Origin of the sequence: Pseudoalteromonas sp. SR43-7 (assembly GCF_014163785.1) — a bacterium.
GTDB lineage: Bacteria > Pseudomonadota > Gammaproteobacteria > Enterobacterales > Alteromonadaceae > Pseudoalteromonas > Pseudoalteromonas distincta.
Genome location: NZ_JACJDY010000010.1, coordinates 1 through 19,468, shown reverse-complemented (window position 1 = coordinate 19,468; position 19,468 = coordinate 1). Strand labels below are relative to the sequence as shown.

The 19,468-nt window shown below is 40.7% G+C and carries 18 protein-coding genes and 1 pseudogene; 10 read left to right on the top strand and 9 right to left on the bottom strand.

Translation table 11 applies throughout. The features are described 5' to 3' along the window. Positions 1-53 precede the first annotated feature (53 nt). The 5 genes from leuD to fabR all read right to left on the bottom strand — a co-directional run bounded on the left by leuD (position 54) and on the right by fabR (position 5,769). Entirely contained in the window at positions 54-653 is a 600-nt protein-coding gene (leuD, locus tag H5087_RS09315; RefSeq protein ID WP_182671849.1) for a 3-isopropylmalate dehydratase small subunit, read from the bottom strand. Further along, positions 653-2,053: a 3-isopropylmalate dehydratase large subunit gene (gene leuC / locus H5087_RS09310; protein ID WP_182671848.1), complete on the bottom strand. Its 1,401-nt coding sequence runs from the start codon at positions 2,051-2,053 to the stop codon at positions 653-655. The genes leuD and leuC overlap by 1 nt, the downstream gene beginning before the upstream one ends. 60 nt (positions 2,054-2,113) lie before the next feature. Beyond that, positions 2,114-3,190: a 3-isopropylmalate dehydrogenase gene (leuB, locus tag H5087_RS09305; protein ID WP_002961092.1), complete on the bottom strand. Its 1,077-nt coding sequence runs from the start codon at positions 3,188-3,190 to the stop codon at positions 2,114-2,116. Then, the gene (gene leuA / locus H5087_RS09300) at positions 3,187-4,740 is read right to left on the bottom strand and encodes a 2-isopropylmalate synthase (protein WP_002961090.1); all 1,554 of its coding nucleotides are present in this window, start codon (positions 4,738-4,740) and stop codon (positions 3,187-3,189) included. The genes leuB and leuA overlap by 4 nt, the downstream gene beginning before the upstream one ends. Before the next feature lie 405 nt (positions 4,741-5,145). Then, positions 5,146-5,769 carry an HTH-type transcriptional repressor FabR gene (fabR, locus tag H5087_RS09295; protein WP_002961087.1) on the bottom strand — a complete coding sequence of 208 codons (624 nt, stop codon included), beginning with the start codon at positions 5,767-5,769 and terminating at the stop codon, positions 5,146-5,148. 126 nt (positions 5,770-5,895) lie between these two features. Here fabR and H5087_RS09290 point away from each other — a divergent pair, with 126 nt between their 5' ends. Next, positions 5,896-7,029, top strand: a complete 1,134-nt coding sequence (locus tag H5087_RS09290; protein ID WP_182671847.1) for a fatty acid desaturase — start codon at positions 5,896-5,898, stop codon at positions 7,027-7,029. 13 nt (positions 7,030-7,042) lie between these two features. Continuing rightward, positions 7,043-8,473: a Si-specific NAD(P)(+) transhydrogenase gene (gene sthA, locus H5087_RS09285; protein ID WP_007378904.1), complete on the top strand. Its 1,431-nt coding sequence runs from the start codon at positions 7,043-7,045 to the stop codon at positions 8,471-8,473. 107 nt (positions 8,474-8,580) lie between these two features. Here sthA and hemE read toward each other — a convergent pair whose 3' ends face one another. Further along, on the bottom strand, positions 8,581-9,645 hold the full coding sequence (gene hemE, locus H5087_RS09280; RefSeq protein WP_182671846.1) for a uroporphyrinogen decarboxylase: 1,065 nt from the start codon (positions 9,643-9,645) through the stop codon (positions 8,581-8,583). Between the two features lie 529 nt (positions 9,646-10,174). Between hemE and rsd the strand changes: the two genes are divergently transcribed. Continuing rightward, positions 10,175-10,645, top strand: a complete 471-nt coding sequence (rsd, locus tag H5087_RS09275; protein WP_138489928.1) for a sigma D regulator — start codon at positions 10,175-10,177, stop codon at positions 10,643-10,645. Positions 10,646-10,711: 66 nt separating this feature from the next. Here the strand turns inward: rsd and fkpA are convergent, their stop codons facing one another. Next, positions 10,712-11,458: an FKBP-type peptidyl-prolyl cis-trans isomerase gene (gene fkpA, locus H5087_RS09270; protein ID WP_004335950.1), complete on the bottom strand. Its 747-nt coding sequence runs from the start codon at positions 11,456-11,458 to the stop codon at positions 10,712-10,714. A gap of 215 nt (positions 11,459-11,673) precedes the next feature. Between fkpA and H5087_RS09265 the strand changes: the two genes are divergently transcribed. Next, positions 11,674-12,672, top strand: a complete 999-nt coding sequence (locus tag H5087_RS09265; protein ID WP_182671845.1) for a WD40 repeat domain-containing protein — start codon at positions 11,674-11,676, stop codon at positions 12,670-12,672. Next, on the top strand, positions 12,659-12,874 hold the full coding sequence (locus H5087_RS09260; RefSeq protein WP_004335946.1) for a SlyX family protein: 216 nt from the start codon (positions 12,659-12,661) through the stop codon (positions 12,872-12,874). Before H5087_RS09265 ends, H5087_RS09260 begins: the two co-directional genes overlap by 14 nt. Positions 12,875-12,906: 32 nt before the next feature. Here H5087_RS09260 and H5087_RS09255 read toward each other — a convergent pair whose 3' ends face one another. Beyond that, a complete protein-coding gene (locus H5087_RS09255) occupies positions 12,907-13,110 on the bottom strand; it encodes a YheV family putative zinc ribbon protein (RefSeq protein WP_007378899.1) in 204 nt (67 codons plus the stop codon). Positions 13,111-13,242: 132 nt separating this feature from the next. Between H5087_RS09255 and H5087_RS09250 the strand changes: the two genes are divergently transcribed. The 5 genes from H5087_RS09250 (at position 13,243) to H5087_RS09230 (ending at position 18,966) form a co-directional block, all read left to right on the top strand. After that, positions 13,243-15,165, top strand: a complete 1,923-nt coding sequence (locus tag H5087_RS09250; protein ID WP_182671844.1) for an ATP-binding cassette domain-containing protein — start codon at positions 13,243-13,245, stop codon at positions 15,163-15,165. After that, positions 15,149-15,571 (top strand): TIGR02444 family protein, encoded by a 423-nt coding sequence (locus H5087_RS09245; protein WP_182671843.1) that lies wholly within the window; start codon positions 15,149-15,151, stop codon positions 15,569-15,571. The genes H5087_RS09250 and H5087_RS09245 overlap by 17 nt, the downstream gene beginning before the upstream one ends. 890 nt (positions 15,572-16,461) lie before the next feature. Further along, complete coding sequence (locus H5087_RS09240; RefSeq protein WP_182671842.1) at positions 16,462-17,451, top strand: hydrolase; 990 nt, start codon at positions 16,462-16,464, stop codon at positions 17,449-17,451. Beyond that, positions 17,451-17,705, top strand: a complete 255-nt coding sequence (locus tag H5087_RS09235; protein WP_182671841.1) for a YheU family protein — start codon at positions 17,451-17,453, stop codon at positions 17,703-17,705. Before H5087_RS09240 ends, H5087_RS09235 begins: the two co-directional genes overlap by 1 nt. 64 nt (positions 17,706-17,769) lie before the next feature. Then, positions 17,770-18,966 carry a dipeptidase gene (locus H5087_RS09230; RefSeq protein ID WP_024606595.1) on the top strand — a complete coding sequence of 399 codons (1,197 nt, stop codon included), beginning with the start codon at positions 17,770-17,772 and terminating at the stop codon, positions 18,964-18,966. 372 nt (positions 18,967-19,338) lie between these two features. On the opposite strand, the pseudogene H5087_RS09225 reads toward H5087_RS09230, so the two are convergent. Continuing rightward, a pseudogene (locus H5087_RS09225) lies at positions 19,339-19,468 on the bottom strand (elongation factor Tu); the annotation flags it as partial.

Sequence of the window (19,468 nt, the reverse complement as noted above, 5' to 3'; positions counted from 1 at the left end):
CGGCAATTGGCGTGCTTTTCAATACGTGAATTTACTATATACAGATTAAACAATTACTGCCAAGGACGCTCAGCTGCTAGTTGTTTTTCAAACGCATCAATCTGTGGGTTTAGTGTTTCGGTTACACCAATAAAATCTAAGCCACTTAATAGGCGCTCTTTTACGTCTTTACGAATATCAAAACTAATTGGCGCAAACTTACTGCTTGTTAGCGTTTGATTTTCAAGGTCGATTTCAATGTTAATATCGTCGTGCTGCTCGCTAAGTACAAACAATTGCTCAAGCGTGTCGGCAGGTAACGCTATGGCTAACATTTGGTTGTTACCACAGTTATTAAAGAAAATATCTGCAAAGCTTTCAGCTAAAATAACTTCAAAACCATATTGCTTAAGTGCCCATGGCGCGTGCTCGCGAGATGAGCCACAACCAAAGTTGTCGCGCGTTAATAATATTTGCGCGCCTTGGTAACATGGGCGATTTAAAATAAAGTCAGGGTTTGGCTCACCGTTATCTAGGTAACGCCAATCATAAAACAAGGCAGCATCAAAACCTTCGCGGCTAGTTGATGTTAAAAACTGCTTAGGAATAATTTGGTCAGTATCTACATTGTTTTTATCAAGTGGAGTCATTAAGCCACTAAAAAATACGCTCATTATGCTTCTCCTCTAATATCAACAAAGTGACCATGTATTGCAGCGGCTGCAGCCATTGCAGGGCTAACTAAATGGGTACGCCCGCCACGACCTTGGCGACCTTCAAAGTTACGGTTAGAAGTAGATGCACAACGCTTACCTGCTTCTAGGCGGTCATCGTTCATCGCTAAACACATAGAACAACCTGGTTCGCGCCATTCAAAGCCTGCGGCTTTAAAAATATCGGCTAAGCCTTCGTCTTCTGCTTGTTTTTTAACTAAGCCAGAGCCCGGTACAATTAACGCCTCTATGCCGGCTACAACTTGCTTGCCTTCAACAATTTTTGCCGCAGCACGTAAATCTTCAATGCGGCTATTAGTACATGAGCCAATAAAGACTGTATCTACTTTTGCGCTTGATAATTTATCGCCCGCTTTTAAGTCCATGTATTTAAGTGCGCTGCGAATAGCATCGGCTTTAATTAAATCTGGCTCTTTATCTGGATCGGGTATGCACTCATCAACACCAATTACTTGCTCTGGGCTTGTGCCCCAGGTAATTTGTGGTTGAATGTCGTCAGCATTTAGCTCAACAACTAAATCAAAGTGTGCGCCTTCATCTGTTTTTAAGGTTTCCCAATATTCAACGGCTGCATCAAAATCTGCGCCTTTAGGTGCAAACGGACGACCTTTTAAATAATCATAAGTAATTTGGTCAGATGCAATTAAACCTGCTTTTGCACCCATTTCTATGCTCATATTACATAGCGTCATACGGGCTTCCATTGAAAGCGCTTCAATGCCTGCACCACAAAACTCTGCTACATAGCCTGTGCCACCAGCAGTACCTAACTTGCCAATTACCGCCATAATTAAATCTTTAGCCGTAACTATTGGGCGCAATACACCGTTAATTTGAATTTTTAACGATTTCGCCTTTTTTTGCTGTAGCGTTTGCGTTGCTAATACGTGCTCAACCTCAGACGTACCAATACCATGCGCTAATGCGCCAAACGCACCATGCGTAGAAGTATGGCTATCGCCACATACAATGGTTGTGCCTGGCAAAGTAATACCTTGCTCTGGGCCCATTACGTGCACAATGCCTTGGTTAATTGAGTTTAAATCGTAAAGTACAATACCAAACTCTTTACAGTTTTTATCAAGCGCCATTAATTGATTTTTAGATACTTCGCTTGCGGCATCAAGTGATCGGCTCTTAGTCGATACGTTATGATCCATCGTTGCAAAGGTTTTTTCTGGGCAACGTACAGTACGGTTTTTTTCACGTAGACCAGCAAAAGCCTGCGGAGAAGTAACTTCATGCACTAAATGGCGGTCAATATAAAGTAAGTCGGTTTGCTCATTTATGCTGGCAACGGTGTGTGCTTGCCAAATTTTGTCGTATAACGTTTGGGCCACTTGCTAATTCCCTAATCTGTTTGAGTTGCAGCATAACGGTGCTGCAACTTTAATATGTTATTAAATGCGTGAAACGATAGCGGCTGCCACATCGCTTGTGCTGTAACCGGCATTTGGATATATATCTGGCGTGCCTACACCTGCTTCTACAGCTTCTGCTACTGCTTTTTCAATGGTGCGCGCAGCTTCGTCTTGCCCTAGCGAGTAACGTAACATTAATGCGGCACTTAAAATTTGTGCTATTGGGTTTGCAACGCCTTTACCTGCAATATCTGGTGCTGAACCGCCTGCTGGCTCGTACAATCCAAAACCCGATTGATTCAAGCTTGCCGAAGGTAATAAACCCATAGAGCCTGTGATCATGGCGCACTCATCTGACAAAATATCGCCAAATAAGTTATCGCAAAGTAGTACGTCAAATTGGCTAGGCTGTTTAACTAACTGCATAGCGGCGTTATCTACGTAAATGTAATCTAGGCTTACTTCTGGGTAGTCTTTGCTTACTTCGGTGACTACTTCGCGCCATAGTACGCTTGATGCAAGTACGTTTGCTTTATCAACAGAGGTAACATGGTTACTACGTAATTTTGCAGCTTCAAAAGCAAAGCGCGCAATACGTTCAATTTCTTTACGCGAGTATGTTTGCGTATCAAAAGCAGCTTCTTCAGCGCCTTCGCCACTACGGCCTTTTTCGCCAAAATAAATGCCGCCGGTTAGCTCGCGCACACATAAAATATCAAAACCTTTTTCGCTAATATCAGCGCGAAGTGGTGACGCTGCACTTAATGCAGGTAATAACTGTGCAGGGCGCAGGTTACAAAACAAACCAAAGTGCTTACGAAGCGGCAATAACGATGCGCGCTCAGGCTGCTCGTTTGGTGGTAGGTTTTCCCATTTAGGACCGCCTACCGAACCAAATAAAATAGCGTCAGCGTTTTCACACGCTGCAAGTGTGCTCTCTGGTAATGCTTTACCAAATTCATCAATGGCTGCGCCACCAATTGCATAATGCTCACGGTTCAGGGTAAAACCAAACTTATTGCTCACAGCATCGAGTACTTGTTCTGCTGCTGCCATCACTTCTGGACCAATACCGTCGCCAGCTAATACGGCAACGCTGTAGTTTGTTTTACTCATCCTGCTTTCCTTTGTTGTTTTAAATCAGACACTTTTTGTGCACGATAAATTAAGTTATAAACACGGATCATGGCGCGTACCGACGCTTCAACCACATCCGCTGCAATGCCCGCACCGTGGTAAGGTCGGCCATCGTATTTAGCTATAATATTTACTTGGCCTAATGAGCTTGCACCTTGACCTGTCGCTTCTAAGTTATATTCAATCATTTCAACGCTCATACCGGTTAAGCGCTCAATGGCTGCAAACGAAGCTTCAACTGGGCCATTACCTGTCGCGGCTTCTTGTTTAGCTTCGCCATCAATTCGCATTCCAATCGTAGAGCTTGCTACCGATTGTGAGTTAGAAGCTGAGTTAACAAATTCTAATTGGTATTTTTCGTCTTTGTCGTTAATTTGATTAAAGTAAATCATCGCCTCAAGGTCGTAATCGTATACTGTGCCTTTTTGGTCAGCCAACTCAATAAAGCTTTTATATAAGCCATCCATATCGTAATCAGATTTTTGATAGCCTAACTCTTCTAAGCGATGTTCAATAACATGGCGACCCGAACGCGAAGTCATATTTAATTGGTTACTTGGCACACCAACGCTTTCTGGCGACATAATCTCATAAGTATTTTGCGCTTTTAATACACCGTCTTGGTGAATGCCAGAACTATGCGCAAAGGCGTTTTCGCCAACAATCGCTTTATTTGGTTGTACTGGCATATTACAAATTTTAGCCACTTGGCGAGATGCGCGGTAAATTTCTTCACTTTTAATATCTGTGTATACTTTTAAATGGTCTTTGCGCATTTTCATGATCATCGCCACTTCTTCAAGCGAGCAGTTACCAGCCCGCTCACCAATGCCATTGATAGTACACTCAATTTGGCGTGCACCGGCTTGCACTGCAGCCACCGAGTTTGCTACTGCTAAACCTAAATCGTTGTGGCAATGCACACTTAAACGCGCTTTATCAATATTTGGCACGTTATTCATTAAATGGCGGATCATCGCGGCGTATTCGTCTGGAGTTACAAAGCCAACGGTATCTGGCAAGTTAATAGTTGAAGCTCCGGCGTTAATTGCCTGCTCAACAATTTTACATAAATCCCAATGCGGCGTACGACCGGCATCTTCACACGAAAACTCAACATCATCAGTATAGTTACGTGCTAATTTAATTGATTTAACAGCCATTGCCGTTGCATCGTCTAAGCTCATACGTAATTTATGTTCAAGGTGCAAAGGGCTTGTAGCGATAAAAGTATGAATGCGGCTTTGCTGAGCTGTGCGAAGTGCTTCGCCACAGGCTTCAATGTCTTTAGCAACTGAGCGTGCCAAACCACAAATAATCGGACCTTTTACTTCGGTTGCAATACGTTGCACCGAGCGAAAATCAGCAGGGCTCGAAACCGGAAAACCCACTTCCATCACATCCACATTCAAGCGGCTAATTGTATGCGCTAATTGAATTTTATCATCTTCAGTAAGGCTTGCTTTAAGTGCCTGCTCACCATCACGTAAGGTGGTATCAAAAATCCATACTTTATCTTGCTCTTGCATAACTGCCCCTCATTCCTATGTTACCCAAATTTCAATTAATCCCAGCCGCGAGATAAAAAAAACCCCGCAATTGCGGGGTTTTTAGTGTTCAACTCGATGCAAACACACTAATCCCCGCTTACTTGCCATAGCAGTAAGAGGTTAAGTTTTAGTGTAATTAAACGAATAATATGCATCTTGTTTTCTTGTGTGTGTGTTCAGTGAAGCCTATTTTTAACATTACAAAGCGACGGAAGCAAGCATAAAAATTCCACAAAACAGATTTAAAAACGATTCAATTGGGTTTTTTAATTCAACCAAGGCACCTATTAAGAATTAAAATAACAAATACATGACTAGTGACGCTTAAATTAATAAGCACTGCAATATACCGTGCTTATATTAACTTTTTACAATTTTTTTAAGCTATGCTTCTTTACTCGTTTCTCTTACGTAATGCCCGGCTCCACGAGTAATATAACGCAGCTGCCAAATAACGCGCTCAATTAATTCGTCGCGTTGCAATCCTTCTATATCGAGCGCTTCTGCACCCGCATTAAATACGAGCGTTACCATAGATTCCGCCTGAATATAGGCATGCATAGCGTTGCACTTAGTTTCACTTTCTAAATAATGAGCCAGCTCTAAAATAAAATGTTTTACCTCGCGTGCTACTGCGGCTCTAAATGCTTTAGAAGTCCCTGAGCGTTCTCGCAGCAACAACCTAAACTGGTTACTTGAGTTATCAATAAACTCCATAAACGTAACCACTGAGGTGTTTATAACACTGCCGCCATCGTTCGCTATTCGCCTGCGTGCTTGACGCATTAGTTGGCGAAGGGTTAAACCGGCTTCGTCTACCATGGTTAAACCTAGCTCATCCATGTCTTTAAAATGACGATAAAAAGACGTTGGGGCAATACCGGCTTCTCGTGCTACTTCGCGTAAACTTAAATTCGAAAAACTATGATCAGCACTCAGCTGATTAAATGCCGCTTGAATTAACGCCTGTCGTGTTTTTTGTTTCTGTTGCGCTCTAACACCCGACATCAACAGCTCCCTGAATTATTTTATATGAATATTTAGTGATATTAGCTCAATTGTACAGTCTAATACTTGACGACGAGAGTTTGAAATACTATTTTAGCTTACAGTTGTACGCTGAGATTGAGAATTATGAATAAACCACCGATTATTTGGACAAACGTCCTATTTTTTAGCCTAACCTTTTTGGCGGCTGCCACACTTGTACCTTGGTACGCCATTAGCTACGGATTTACCAGCGCGCATTGGATTGCTTTTGTTGGCTGCATGTTTTATGCAGGCTTATCAATTACTGCCGGCTACCATCGATTATGGGCACATAAAACCTATAACGCACACCCTGCAGTTGAATTTATTTTTGCGCTTGGCGGTGCTTTTGCGCTGCAAAACAGTGCATTGCATTGGAGTAGCGATCACCGTATACATCACGGTCAAGTTGACGACCCAATAAAAGACCCTTACGCGGCGACCAATGGTTTTTGGTATAGCCATATCGGATGGATGTTACGTGACTACCAAGGCGATAGCTACGGTGATTATAGTAATTGTCGTGATTTACAGCGCAATAAAATAGTTATCTGGCAACACAAACATTACTTAAAGCTTGTGATTGCTATGAACGTAGGTTTGCCTCTAGCACTTGGTTTATTGGTTGGTGATGTGTGGGGTATGTTAATTCTTGCAGGTTTACTACGCTTAGTACTGAGTCAACACTTTACCTTTTTTATAAACTCAGTTGCACATATTTGGGGCTCTCGCCCATACACCGAAAAAAATACGGCACGTGATAACGGCTTTTTAGCGTTATTTACATACGGTGAGGGGTATCACAACTTCCACCATATTTTTGCAAGCGACTACCGTAACGGTATTAAATGGTTTCATTACGATCCAACAAAATGGATGATCCGCTCTTTAGCAGCTGTTGGTTTAGCCAATAAGTTAAAGCGTACTCCTGTTGAACGTATCGAAAAAGCGAAGGCCGAAACGCTCATGAGCAAAACGCAAACGCGTCTTGCAAAATTGCCTTTAGCACAAGATAAGATTACATTATTACAACAAGAGTACGATTTACTGCTGAAAAAACTGCAAAATTATTGTTCACTACAAAAACAAGTGTTAGAAGTTAAAAAAAATAACATGGCAAAGCAGTGTGAACGCTCAGCATTAATGGCACAATACCATGAGTTGGAAGCCGCCTGGGAAAATCAAAAACAGGCATGGCTAGCACTTAATGCGAGGTTATTAAAAGCCTCTTTTAATTAATTTAGGAGTGGCTGTGGCCAAACAACCAGAACAAAAAAAAGTACCCGTGACATACCAATATGATGCAATAATTATTGGCACGGGTCCTGGCGGTGAAGGTACCGCCATGAACCTTTCAAAAAACGATAAAAAAGTAGCGGTTATTGAACGCCAAGAATCAGTTGGTGGCGGTTGTGTACATTGGGGAACAATTCCTTCAAAAGCGCTTCGCCACTCTGTTAGCCGCTATATTGAATACAAAGCAAATCCGTTATTTAATGTTGGTGAGCGCCCTAGCCGCTTAACATTTCCTGATATTTTACGTCACGCAAGTTCTGTTATTTCTAAGCAATCTAATTTACGTAGTAGCTTTTACGATCGTAACCGCATTCATATGTTTCAAGGTGATGCGAGCTTTGTAGATAAGCACACAATTGAAGTAAAACGAAATGATGGTTCAACTGAGCGACTGACTGCTAAAACGATCGTTATAGCAACGGGTTCACGCCCTTATCGCCCACCAGAGGTAGATTTTACGCATTCTCGTATTTACGAAAGTGACACAATACTTGGCCTTGAGCATGACCCTCATCGTGTACTGATTTATGGTGCAGGTGTAATTGGTTGTGAGTACGCGTCAATATTTAAAGGTTTAGGCGCTAAAGTTGATTTGGTTAATACACGCGATCGACTACTTGCTTTTATGGATGCAGAAATATCTGACGCACTTAGCTATCACTTTTGGAATAGCGGTATTGTTATTCGCCATAACGAAGAGTTTGACCGAATTGAGACGCGTGACGACTGCGTTATAATGCATCTAAAATCAGGTAAACGCGTAAAAGCTGACTGTATTTTATTTGCTAATGGTCGTACTGGTAACACTGATACACTAAATCTTGAAGCCATTGGCTTAAAAGCCGATAGCCGTGGCCAATTAAAAGTTAACGAAACATACCAAACAGAAATTGATAACGTTTACGCTGTAGGTGATGTAATTGGCTATCCAAGCCTTGCAAGTGCTGCGTTTGACCAAGGTCGTATAGCTGCTGATGCAATTGCATGTGGTAACTGCGATGACAGGCTGATTGTTGATATTCCGGCAGGTATTTATACCATTCCAGAAATGAGCTCAGTAGGTAAAACCGAGCAAGAGCTTACAGCCGCTAAAGTACCGTATGAAGTAGGCCGTGCTCAGTTTAAGCATTTGGCTCGCGCGCAAATTGCTGGTACTGAAGTAGGTAGTTTAAAAATATTATTCCACACCGAAACCAAAGAAGTACTTGGCGTACATTGTTTTGGCGAACGTGCCTCTGAAATTGTTCACATTGGCCAAGCTATTATGGAACAAAAAAATGGTGGCAATAATATCGACTACTTTGTAAATACCACATTTAACTACCCAACCATGGCTGAAGCCTACCGTGTTGCGGCATTAAATGGCTTAAATCGCTTATTTAAATAACCGCTTAAATAAGTAGTTTTAAAAGCCTTTATAAATAGGTAACAAAAAACCCGCAACTTAGCGGGTTTTTTACTTTTAAACAGTTTTAAAGCTCGTTTAAGTGACTATTACTTATGGTACTTAGCACTTAGCTCATGTACTGCATTAATAAATACGCCAGCATTTTCAGGGTCTACATCTGGTGTAATGCCGTGGCCTAAGTTAAACACGTGGCCATTGCCTGTACCAAAGTCTTCTAAAATAGTACCTACCTCTTGGCGAATACGCTCTGGTGTACCGTGAAGCATTGACGGGTCCATATTACCTTGTAGTGCTACTTTGTCGCCTACACGGCGTTTAGCATCGCTAATATTAATAGTCCAATCTAGACCTACTGCATCACAGCCTGTTGCTGCAATTGCTTCAATCCATTGACCACCATTTTTAGTGAACAAAGTAACCGGAACTTTACGGCCATCGTATTCACGAATTAAACCATCTACAATTTTATGCATATATTGCAGTGAAAACTCGTTGTAATCGCGCGGACTTAATACACCGCCCCACGAGTCAAATACCATTAGCGATTGCGCGCCAGCTTTAATTTGAGCATTTAAGTAATCAATTACTGAATCAGCTAATTTATCGAGTAATAAGTGAAGTGTTTGCGGCTCTGCAAACGCCATTTTTTTGATTTTACCAAATACTTTGCTGCTACCGCCTTCAACCATATAAGTTGCTAGCGTCCAAGGTGAACCAGAAAAACCAATAAGTGGTACTTCGCCCTTAAGTTCACGACGAATAGTGCTTACTGCGTTCATTACGTAGCCAAGCTCGTCTGTAGGGTCTAGCTTTGGAATTTTTTTAACATCAGCAAGTGATGAAATAGGACGTTCAAACTTAGGGCCTTCGCCAGTTTCAAAGTACAAGCCTAAGCCCATCGCATCTGGAATCGTTAAAATATCACTAAATAATATAGCGGCATCTAACGGGTAACGACGTAGAGGCTGCAGTGTAACTTCACATGCAAGCTCAGCATTACGGCACAGGCTCATAAAATCGCCCGCTTGTGCACGTGTAGCGCGATACTCTGGTAAATAGCGTCCTGCTTGGCGCATCATCCATACCGGAGTTACATCAACAGGTTGTTTTGCAAGTGCACGTAAATAACGGTCGTTTTTTAATTCGCTCATGGCGTAAATGATCCTAAGACTTGTATAAATTGTGCAAGATTGTACCACCATATTCTCCGACCCTCTATTGCTTAGGGACGAAAACAGCTTTACCTAGAGGTAGATCAATAGAATGGAGTTTTTTAATCCCTTTTGACTATAAAATAAACAAAAATAAATAACATTTAAAACTTTTTATTAATATGTTTGCAACATTGCAAAAACCTTGTTATTGTTTGTCCCGCGTTAACAAAAACAATAATAAAAATCTTAAAACAATAAAAATAAATGTTTTAAAATAATAACAATAAAAATCATCTCATAAAAATAAGAAAGCTTGTTATAACAAGTCACTGAAAGAAATTAGACCACCGTAACTGGTGGTTTTTTCTTGCCTAAAATAAAATCTCTCACCTCGGTTTATATAAAAAGGTACACCCCTCAAAGTAGCTTAACTTTACTTGTTGATATACGCGCAAATTAAATATATCTTGATGTACATAAACTTATTATATTTAAATTAAAAACCAACCCAGCTAGGAGAACAGTTATGCTGACGCGTGTAGAAAAAGCTCAACAAAAATGGGGTGGTAGCCACACAGTAATTGATAAATGGCTAAACGAACGCCAAGAACTTATTGTACTTTACTGCAAAATTGCAGGCTTTACGCCGTACGAAAAGCAAGATCAAGCATTGCCAGAGCCAAAACTAATTGAATCATTTTGCCAGCTTTTAATGGATTACCTATCTGCAGGCCATTTTGAAGTATATGACGATATAGCAAAAGCATGCGAAAAAAAGGGCTTACAAAGCCAAGAGCTTGCAAACTCTATTTACCCGCGTATTTCTAGCACAACCGATGTGGCGTTAGATTTTAATGATAAGTACGCAGAAGTAGACAAAGAAGACTTATTGAAAGACTTTGATAATGACTTATCTGTTATTGGTGAGGCATTAGAAGCTCGTTTTGCACTTGAAGATGAGCTTATTGATAACTTGTTTTCTAATCACACGAATTAATACGTTACTTACACGTATTAAAAAAAGGGACCTAAGGTCCCTTTTTGCATTTACACAATAAGCTTATTATTGTGCTGGTGCTTCTTCATTTTGAATTTCAAGTAATTCAACTTCAAATACAAGTGTTGAATTAGCTGGAATCTTACCTAAGTCACGGTCGCCGTAAGCAAGTTCTGAAGGTATAGTGAACTTGTACTTAGAACCCACTGACATAAGTTGTAAACCTTCAGTCCAACCCGCAATTACGCGGTTAAGAGGGAAAGTTGTCGGTTCGTTACGTGCATATGAGCTATCAAACTCAGTACCGTCTAATAAAGTCCCTTTGTAGTGTACTTTAACTACATCAGTTGCCACTGGCTTTTCGCCATCGCCTTCGCTAAGTACTTCGTACTGTAGACCAGACTCAGTTACTGTAACGCCTTCTTTTTTAGCGTTGTCAGCTAGGTATTTTGCGCCTGCTTCTTTACTTTTTTCAGACTCTACTTTAGCTTTTTCTTCTTGCTTAGTACGTACTGATGTATCTAGTGCAGTTAATACTTCGCGAATTTTTTCTTCGTCAATTTTTGCATTGCCAGCAAGCGCATCTTCAAAACCACGAATTAAAAGTGCTTGGTCTAGTTCAATACCAATTTCTGTTTTGTCTGCTAGGTCTTTATTTAAAAAGTTACCTACAGATGCACCAATACCGTATGCTTGTTGCTGTTCTACAGTGTCTAATTTAACTTCAGCTTGTTCTTTTTTTGCTTCTTGATTACAAGCTGTAAGCGCTAAAACTGACGCTGCAATCAATGACAATCTAATCGTCTTTTTCATTTTAAATCTCCGACATACTTTGCAGTTGTCATTTTAATGTATTATTACTAGTGAAAGATTAACGGCCCACATGATAGGCTGCTTGTTTAATGACTAAATTTCATATTGTTAGCTAAACTAAAAACATATCCAGTGATTAGACAAACAACCTAGGCATTTAACGCGTCCTAGTCTAACCTCTCAGTCACTAAGAGTTAAGGGGAAATACCTGTAATATGTCGATATTTCGTACTTTTTTAATCGTATTTAGCTGTTTTTTAGCCATCGCCTGTACCGATAAAAAACAACACGCTGTAGCAAGTTACGAACATGCTGCACAAGGTGCGTTTTCATCAACAGTTTCAAACGATGGTAAATACAGTTTGATCTCCTCTATCAACCATGGGGTCGCCCTGTGGGATAATCAACAGCAGGTGCTAAAATACCAATGGTTTCAGCAGCAGTCACAAGACAGCCTAGTGTACGCTGTTGCCATTGCTTTTGATAACAGCGTGGCTGTTACCGCCGAAAAAACCACGTTTGCTGTGTGGGATATAGCCACAGGCAAAAATAAAGGTTATTACAAAATACAAAAAGCCAGTATTCGCGATATTGCTATTAGCAATCAAGGCCGTAGTGTTTTATACGGCCGTAGCGACGGCGTTGTCGTATTTGTAAACCTAGAAACTGGGCGTCGTATTGAGTTTTTAGGTCATCAAGATAAAGTTAACACCGTTGACCTGTCACCTAACGGACGCTTTGCCTTAAGTGGTTCTAACGATTATGTTGCTTACTTTTGGGATACACGTACCGGACAAGTAATTCATCGTTTTAATCACCCAACGCGTGTTACCCAAGTAACGCTCGATCCACAAGGTCGCTATGCGTTTACGGCCGATAGTATGGCACAAGCAAATGTATGGAAGCTGACTACAGGTGATCTTGTGAGTAAACTGAAGTATATTGCGCGTCAGAAAATTTTTACTGCTGTGCGTTTTAACGAACAAGGCACTTTGCTTGCAACCGGCTCGCCAAATAAGCGTGTAGATTTGTGGCAAATACCAAGCGGTGAAAAAATTCAAACTTGGCAGGTTACCCCGCGCGAAGGCAGTAAGCCTAAATCGGCGGTGGTGCTAGATGTGACATTTACAGATAACGGTAAGTCGTTGTTAACCGAAAGCTCCAGCGGGATCGCAGAGCGATTTATTATACGAGAGAATAATGAACACAATTGAACATCGCTTAATGGAACTTGAAGCCAAAGTGGCTTTTCAAGACGAAACGATTGAAGTCTTAAATGATGAAATAAAAGTGCACCAACAGCTGTTAGCAAAAATGAAACGCCAAACCGAGCTGCTAGCAGAAAAAATTAAAGAGTCGCAGTCATCATCGTCTATGATGTCTGAAGTACCTGAGCCACCTCCACCGCATTACTAAAACCGGTAAAAATTAGGCAATAAAAAACCGGGTTAGTCGCCCGGTTTAAATACACCAATTACTTGTTCAAATTGGCGAGTAGACGCCTGCACAGCATTATCGGGTTGCGCCATTTTATGACCACACTCAACACACTCTACTTTTTCAACATCATGTTCTCTGTATAGCATCATAGTATCCATGGCTTTGCAGTCAGGGCACGATGCTCCAGCAATAAATCGCTTCTTTTGTCTCACAACATTTTTCCTGTGGTTTGAACTGCTGTCATTTTATCGTATAACTTCACTTGTTGATACGCTTGATAAGAGCATTAAGTTCTATGTTATGATAGCGCCAACTTAACAAGGGCACAGCAAAGTAACGCATTCATGATCCAAATCTCAGAAATAGAACTACTTCGTGGCGGTAAAGCCTTATTAAAAAACGCATCAGCTACGTTATTTCCAGAACACAAAGTAGGCCTTGTTGGCGCTAATGGCTGTGGAAAATCAACGTTATTTGGTTTACTAAAATCAGAACTACAACTAGATGCCGGTAACTGCAGCATTCCAAAAGATTGGTCTATCGCCTCTGTTAAGCAAGAGACACCTGCCCTTGAAATAAGCGCGATTGATTATGTACTTCAAGGCCACCCAGAATACTACGCAATGCGTATAGCACTGCGTGAGGCCGAGAAAAACAACGATGGCGACACACAAGCTAAAGTACATATTCAGCTTGAAAACATTAAAGGCTATAGCATTGAATCAACCGCAGGTGAGCTATTACACGGCTTAGGCTTTGCCAATAACCTTATAGAAAATCCTGTAAGCTCGTTTTCGGGTGGTTGGCGTATGCGTTTAAACCTTGCCCAAGCATTAATACGCGACGCCGATTTACTATTACTCGATGAGCCAACAAACCACCTTGATTTAGATGCCGTTTATTGGCTTGAACGCTTTTTGCGTGCTTATACCGGCACCCTTGTACTTATATCGCATGACCGTGAGTTTTTAGATGCGGTGGTTGATCAAATTTGGCACGTAGATAAGCAACTTATCAACGTGTACAAAGGTAACTACTCGCAGTTTGAGCGCCAAAAAGCAGAGCGTTTACTACAACAACAAGCAATGTTTGATAAGCAACAAGATCAAATTGCGCACCTTGAGCAGTTTATAACGCGCTTTAAAGCAAAAGCCAGTAAAGCAAAACAAGCACAAAGCCGTGTGAAAGCGCTTGAACGCATGGAAAAACTAGCGCAAGCACATGCCGACTCGCCGTTTAACTTTGAGTTTGCAGAGCCAAAAGCATTGCCAAACCCACTAATGACAATAGATAAAGCCAAAGCGGGTTATGGTGACGTCACTATTTTAAATAATATAGAGCTAAACCTTGTACCAGGTAGCCGAATTGCTTTATTAGGTCGAAATGGCGCGGGTAAATCAACGCTAATTAAACTGCTTTCTGGTGATTTAGAGCCGCAAGCTGGTGAAGTTGTTCAGCATCACGGATTAAATATTGGTTACTTTGCGCAGCATCAACTTGAATCTCTTGATTTAAAAGCCAGTGCAATAATGCACTTACAACGCCTCGACCCAAAAGCCACTGAGCAATCACTACGTGACTTTTTAGGTGGCTTTGCCTTTATTGGCGATAAAGCCCTTGAGCCTGTAGCTCCTTTTTCGGGCGGCGAAAAAGCCCGTTTAGTACTTGCCATGTTGGTATATCAAAAGCCAAACCTGCTGCTTCTCGATGAGCCAACTAACCACCTTGATTTAGAAATGCGCCATGCACTTGTTATGGCACTGCAAGGCTTTGAAGGCGCTATGGTTACCGTATCGCACGACCGCCACATGCTTAAAAATACCGCCGATGAGTTTTACTTAGTAGATGACGGCAAAGTAACCCAGTTTGGTTACGACTTAGATGCGTATTACCAGTGGTTACTCAATGCCAATAAAGAAGCGGTTAAAGCGCAGCAAAGCGACGAGCCTAAAGCAAATCCAGGTGTTAACCGTAAAGAGCAAAAACGCCTAGAGGCTGAGTTTAGAAAGGCCACTCAACCACTTAAAAAGCAAATTGAAAAGCTTGAAAAGCAACTCGATAAATTCACCGCTGAATTAAGTGAAGTGGAAGTGACCTTAGGTGATAACGAACTCTACAACGACGACAATAAAGCCAAGCTTAAAGAGTTATTAGCTAAGCAAGCAACGCTTACACCTAAACTTAACGACGTTGAAGAAGAGTTACTTATGGCACTTGAAGAAATGGAAGAAAAAGAGCAGGCATTCGCCGATGAACTTGCTCAATAGCGACCATTTTTGGCAATTTGCGTGCACCTTGTACGCAAAGCCTGAGCAACAAACCACCTTGCTGGCACTACAAAACCAGCAAGGAAAAAACGTTAATTTATGCTTATTGCTACTTTATTTAGACTCATTAAATTTAAGTATTAATACCCAACAACTAAATGAGTTAACGCAAGTAGTTAGTGAGTTTGATACTCACGCATTACAACCTCTGCGCGCCGCTCGTAGCTATTTAAAAGCTAACCAGAATGCGATTAGTGATTACGCCACAATACGCGCAGAGTTGCTAAGCGCTGAGCTGAAGCTTGAAAAACAGCAGCAACATATGTTGGTTGAAACAGTAAATGAGCTTGAATTAGTCAAGCTTTCAGAGCCAAACAACATTGAGCTATATGTGAAAGCCACTTAGGGTATTAGTTTTTATACCCTCCTCCACTTCTTATTTTCTTTGTGCAAAAAACCTTTAAGTAATTTATTCACAAAGAGGTTAAGAGGCGCTTCGCTTTTAGAGGAAAACAAACTAAATTATCCAGATGAAAAATGGGTAACTGTCAGATCAAGTAGTTCATTGATCTACCCTCATTTACTTCTCATTCTTTTTTCTTTGTGCAAAAAACCTTCAAGTAATTTACTCACAAAGAGGTTAAGAGGCGTTTCGCTTTTAGAGGAAAACAAACTAGATTATCCAGGTAAAAATATAAATATTGAGCAATTATTTGGCTCAAGTAGTTTATTGCTCTCCCCCTCGTTTACTTCTCTTTTTTTCTCTTTGTGCAAAAATCTTTAAGTGTTTTACTCAAAAATGTTTAAAGCGCTACGCTTTTAAATAAAGTGGAAAAATGAGTTACGATCAACTCACTACTTTTTAAGGAAAAACTCTCTTAGCTCTCAGTGGTAATAACTTACCAACCCTTAAAACATGATCTAAATCAACTTAGCTTCACTCCTACACCTGCTTAGAAAAATAACTTGATCTCGATCATGTTGCGACCTGCAAACACCGCCTATGATTAACCCATCAACAACGAGGGGAGCAACTCATGAGCGTATTCTTTAGAGACTTTTTTACAGATCCAGTTTTATTTATGTCTTTTGGGTTTTTAACCATCGTTGTTTCTTTGTGTATCTTTTTTGCTTTTTTCTTTTTGAAAAAAATACATGATGCAGAAATTCCCGAACAAAATTAAGCACGACGCACTAAAGCGCCTTATTAGTTTACTAGTTAGGCGCTTTTTATTTTCTGAAGCGAAAAATTTGATACACTAGCTTTTCGTTTAATACAAAGTGCGTAGTACAAACATGATCTCTCAGTTCAAACCAGCATGGTGGATGACCAATCGTCACGTTCAGACCATAATGCCGCGTTTTTTCCGCCCATTTCACAATACGTCCTACGAACTTGAGCAACTTGATACACCTGATGGTGACTTTATTGAGCTTGCATGGTCACTTCCACATAACGAAACCGCACCACTAGCCGTTGTTTTACACGGACTCGAAGGCAATATAAATAGCTTTTATGCCAAAGGCATGATGAAGGCCTTAAAAAAACAAGGTTATGCAGTTGTGCTTATGCACTTTAGAAACTGCTCAACCGAAGTAAATCGCCTTCCACGTGCTTATCACAGTGGTGATACCGCCGATTTAGCTTTTTTTATTAATCATTTAAAGCAGCAATACCCAAATAGAGCGATGGTTGCCGTAGGCTTTTCGCTTGGTGGTAATGTGCTTGCTAAGTACTTAGGCGAAGAGAATACAAACTGCCCGCTCAATGCAGCTGCAGTGGTATCAGCGCCTTATGATTTGTCGTCATCAAGTGATGTTATTCGTAAAAGTTTAGGTAAAATTTACCAAAAATATCTGCTCGATCGAATGAAAAAGTCGATGCAACGTAAATTGCCGCAAATTAAGCAGCAAATTCCTATAACTACCGATCAATTAATGAATATTGATGATTTATTAGAGTTTGATAACCAACTTACAGCACCGTTACACGGTTTTGAAAACGCACACGATTACTACCGTAAAGCCAGTGCTATGCCGTACTTGAAAGATATCGCTGTACCCACACTTATTATTCATTCCAAAGACGACCCTATGCTCTCAATTAAAGCCGTACCGAGTAGGCAAGATGTCAGTGAGCATGTTACGCTGTGCGTCTCAGAGAAAGGCGGCCATGTAGGTTTTATTAGCGGTAACAACCCTTTTAAACCTGTATTTTGGTTAGAGAAAGCCGTGCCGTATTATTTTGGCCAACACATATTAAATAAAGCGAGTAACAAGCAGTAATGATTATCCCTTTTGAACAACTCGATCAAGACACTCTTTATAACTTAATCGAAAGCTATGTATTACGCGAAGGTACCGATTATGGTGAAGTAGAAGCAAGCATCGAATCTAAAGTTAACCAAGTAAAGCTGCAGCTTAAAAATGGCGAAGCGATGGTGTTTTTCTCAGAATTACACGAGTCTGTAACTATAATTTCAAAAGGTGAATTTAAAGCGCTGCAAAGTGAAGAGCATCAAGCACAGTCGTTTGATTAAGGCGTAGTACTTGTAACTTTTGAATTGAACGTACACAATGGCTTTTTACCCAAAGAGCCAAAACATGATAAAACTCAGCACTCTAGTGGTAGCCATATCACTAGCTTTAACTAGCCAAGCCCAAGCAGAACAAACAATAACAGCATCTGATAAGGCAATTAAACTCGCTAAAGATACCATTTTAATTGATACCCATATTGACGTACCTTATCGAATTCACGAAAGCTGGGTTGATGTAACCAAAGCAACTAGTGATGGCGATTTTGACTATCCTCGCGCTGTAAAAGGCGGTTTAAACGCCCCATTTATGTCAATTTATATTCCTGCGCATTTGGAATTTGAAGGTAAAGGAAAAAGCTACCAGCTAGCCAATCAAATGATTGATAGTATGGAAGCCATAGTCCAGCGCGCACCCGATAAGTTTGCTATTGCGAGCTCAAGCTCTGATATTGAAGAGCAATTTAAACAAGGTAAGCTGTCTATAGCCATGGGTATGGAAAATGGCTCTCCAATCGAAGGTGATATGAAAAACCTTCAGCACTTTTACGACCGCGGCATTCGTTACATCACGCTAGCGCACTCTCAAAGCAACCATATTTCAGATTCGTCTTACGATATACGCCGTAAATGGAAAGGCTTAAGCCCATTTGGTAAAAAGCTTGTCACTGAAATGAATAATATAGGCATGCTAATTGACGTATCGCATATTTCTGATGATGCGTTTTATCAGGTTATGGAGCTCTCTAAAACACCAGTAATTGCCTCTCATTCATCACTTCGTAAATACACGCCTGGCTTTGAGCGTAATATGAATGACGATATGTTATTAGCACTTAAAGAAAATGGCGGTGTTATTCAAATCAATTTTGGCTCAAGCTTTGTTACCGCTAAAGCAGGTAGTTGGGGCAAGCAATTAAAAAGTACAAAAGAGTCAGCTAAAAAAGAAGGCACTAAGTTAAGTAAAGATTTTGATGCTGCTTACCGTGCTAAAAATCCGTATCCATTTGCAAGTCTTGAGCAAGTACTTGACCATATTGATCACGTAGTTGAGCTAATTGGTATTGATTATGTAGGTATTGGCTCTGATTATGATGGAGTTGGCGATTCATTACCTATCGGCTTGAAAGATGTATCTAGCTACCCTAATCTTGTTCAAGGTTTAATGGACAGAGATTATAGCGACAAAGATATTAAAAAGATTTTAAGTGGCAATTTATTAAGAGTGTTAAAGCAAGCGCAAGAGTACGCGAAGAAACACTAAAGCTTTTATCATATATTAGTAATTGGCTAAAAGACCAAGAGCTAACTCAATATAAGCGCGGCCTAGCCGTGCTTATATTTAAGAGCTCAGTTATTTTCAGCAACCTTTTTCCTCAGGCTTCGCAAAACTCAACCCAAGCTACGGCAATAAAGCTATATAGGAGCAAATCACTTTTCTTCAGGCATTAAAAAAGGCCACCTGGGTGACCTTTTTCTAACAATTAACTTAAAAGTTAATTATTACTCTTTGATCGTTGCTACAAAGCACCTACGCCTAAGGTAAGAGCACCACCTTCATATGACACTTTTCTTCAGGCATTAAAAAAGGCCACCTGGGTGACCTTTTTCTAACAATTAACTTAAAAGTTAATTGTTACTCTACGATAGTTGCTACAACACCAGCACCTACAGTACGACCACCTTCACGGATAGCAAAACGAAGACCTTCATCCATCGCGATTGGTGCGATTAGAGTTACTGTCATCTTGATGTTATCACCAGGC

Bases quoted from the DNA above. Each gene is read 5' to 3' on its own strand.
- leuD (WP_182671849.1), bottom strand. From the start codon at position 653: ATGAGCGTATTTTTTAGTGGCTTAATGACTCCACTTGATAAAAACAAT.
- leuB (WP_002961092.1), bottom strand. From the start codon at position 3,190: ATGAGTAAAACAAACTACAGCGTTGCCGTATTAGCTGGCGACGGTATT.
- leuA (WP_002961090.1), bottom strand. From the start codon at position 4,740: ATGCAAGAGCAAGATAAAGTATGGATTTTTGATACCACCTTACGTGAT.
- fabR (WP_002961087.1), bottom strand. From the start codon at position 5,769: ATGTCGGGTGTTAGAGCGCAACAGAAACAAAAAACACGACAGGCGTTA.
- H5087_RS09290 (WP_182671847.1), top strand. From the start codon at position 5,896: ATGAATAAACCACCGATTATTTGGACAAACGTCCTATTTTTTAGCCTA.
- hemE (WP_182671846.1), bottom strand. From the start codon at position 9,645: ATGAGCGAATTAAAAAACGACCGTTATTTACGTGCACTTGCAAAACAA.
- rsd (WP_138489928.1), top strand. From the start codon at position 10,175: ATGCTGACGCGTGTAGAAAAAGCTCAACAAAAATGGGGTGGTAGCCAC.
- fkpA (WP_004335950.1), bottom strand. From the start codon at position 11,458: ATGAAAAAGACGATTAGATTGTCATTGATTGCAGCGTCAGTTTTAGCG.
- H5087_RS09265 (WP_182671845.1), top strand. From the start codon at position 11,674: ATGTCGATATTTCGTACTTTTTTAATCGTATTTAGCTGTTTTTTAGCC.
- H5087_RS09260 (WP_004335946.1), top strand. From the start codon at position 12,659: ATGAACACAATTGAACATCGCTTAATGGAACTTGAAGCCAAAGTGGCT.
- H5087_RS09250 (WP_182671844.1), top strand. From the start codon at position 13,243: ATGATCCAAATCTCAGAAATAGAACTACTTCGTGGCGGTAAAGCCTTA.
- H5087_RS09245 (WP_182671843.1), top strand. From the start codon at position 15,149: ATGAACTTGCTCAATAGCGACCATTTTTGGCAATTTGCGTGCACCTTG.
- H5087_RS09240 (WP_182671842.1), top strand. From the start codon at position 16,462: ATGATCTCTCAGTTCAAACCAGCATGGTGGATGACCAATCGTCACGTT.
- H5087_RS09235 (WP_182671841.1), top strand. From the start codon at position 17,451: ATGATTATCCCTTTTGAACAACTCGATCAAGACACTCTTTATAACTTA.
- H5087_RS09230 (WP_024606595.1), top strand. From the start codon at position 17,770: ATGATAAAACTCAGCACTCTAGTGGTAGCCATATCACTAGCTTTAACT.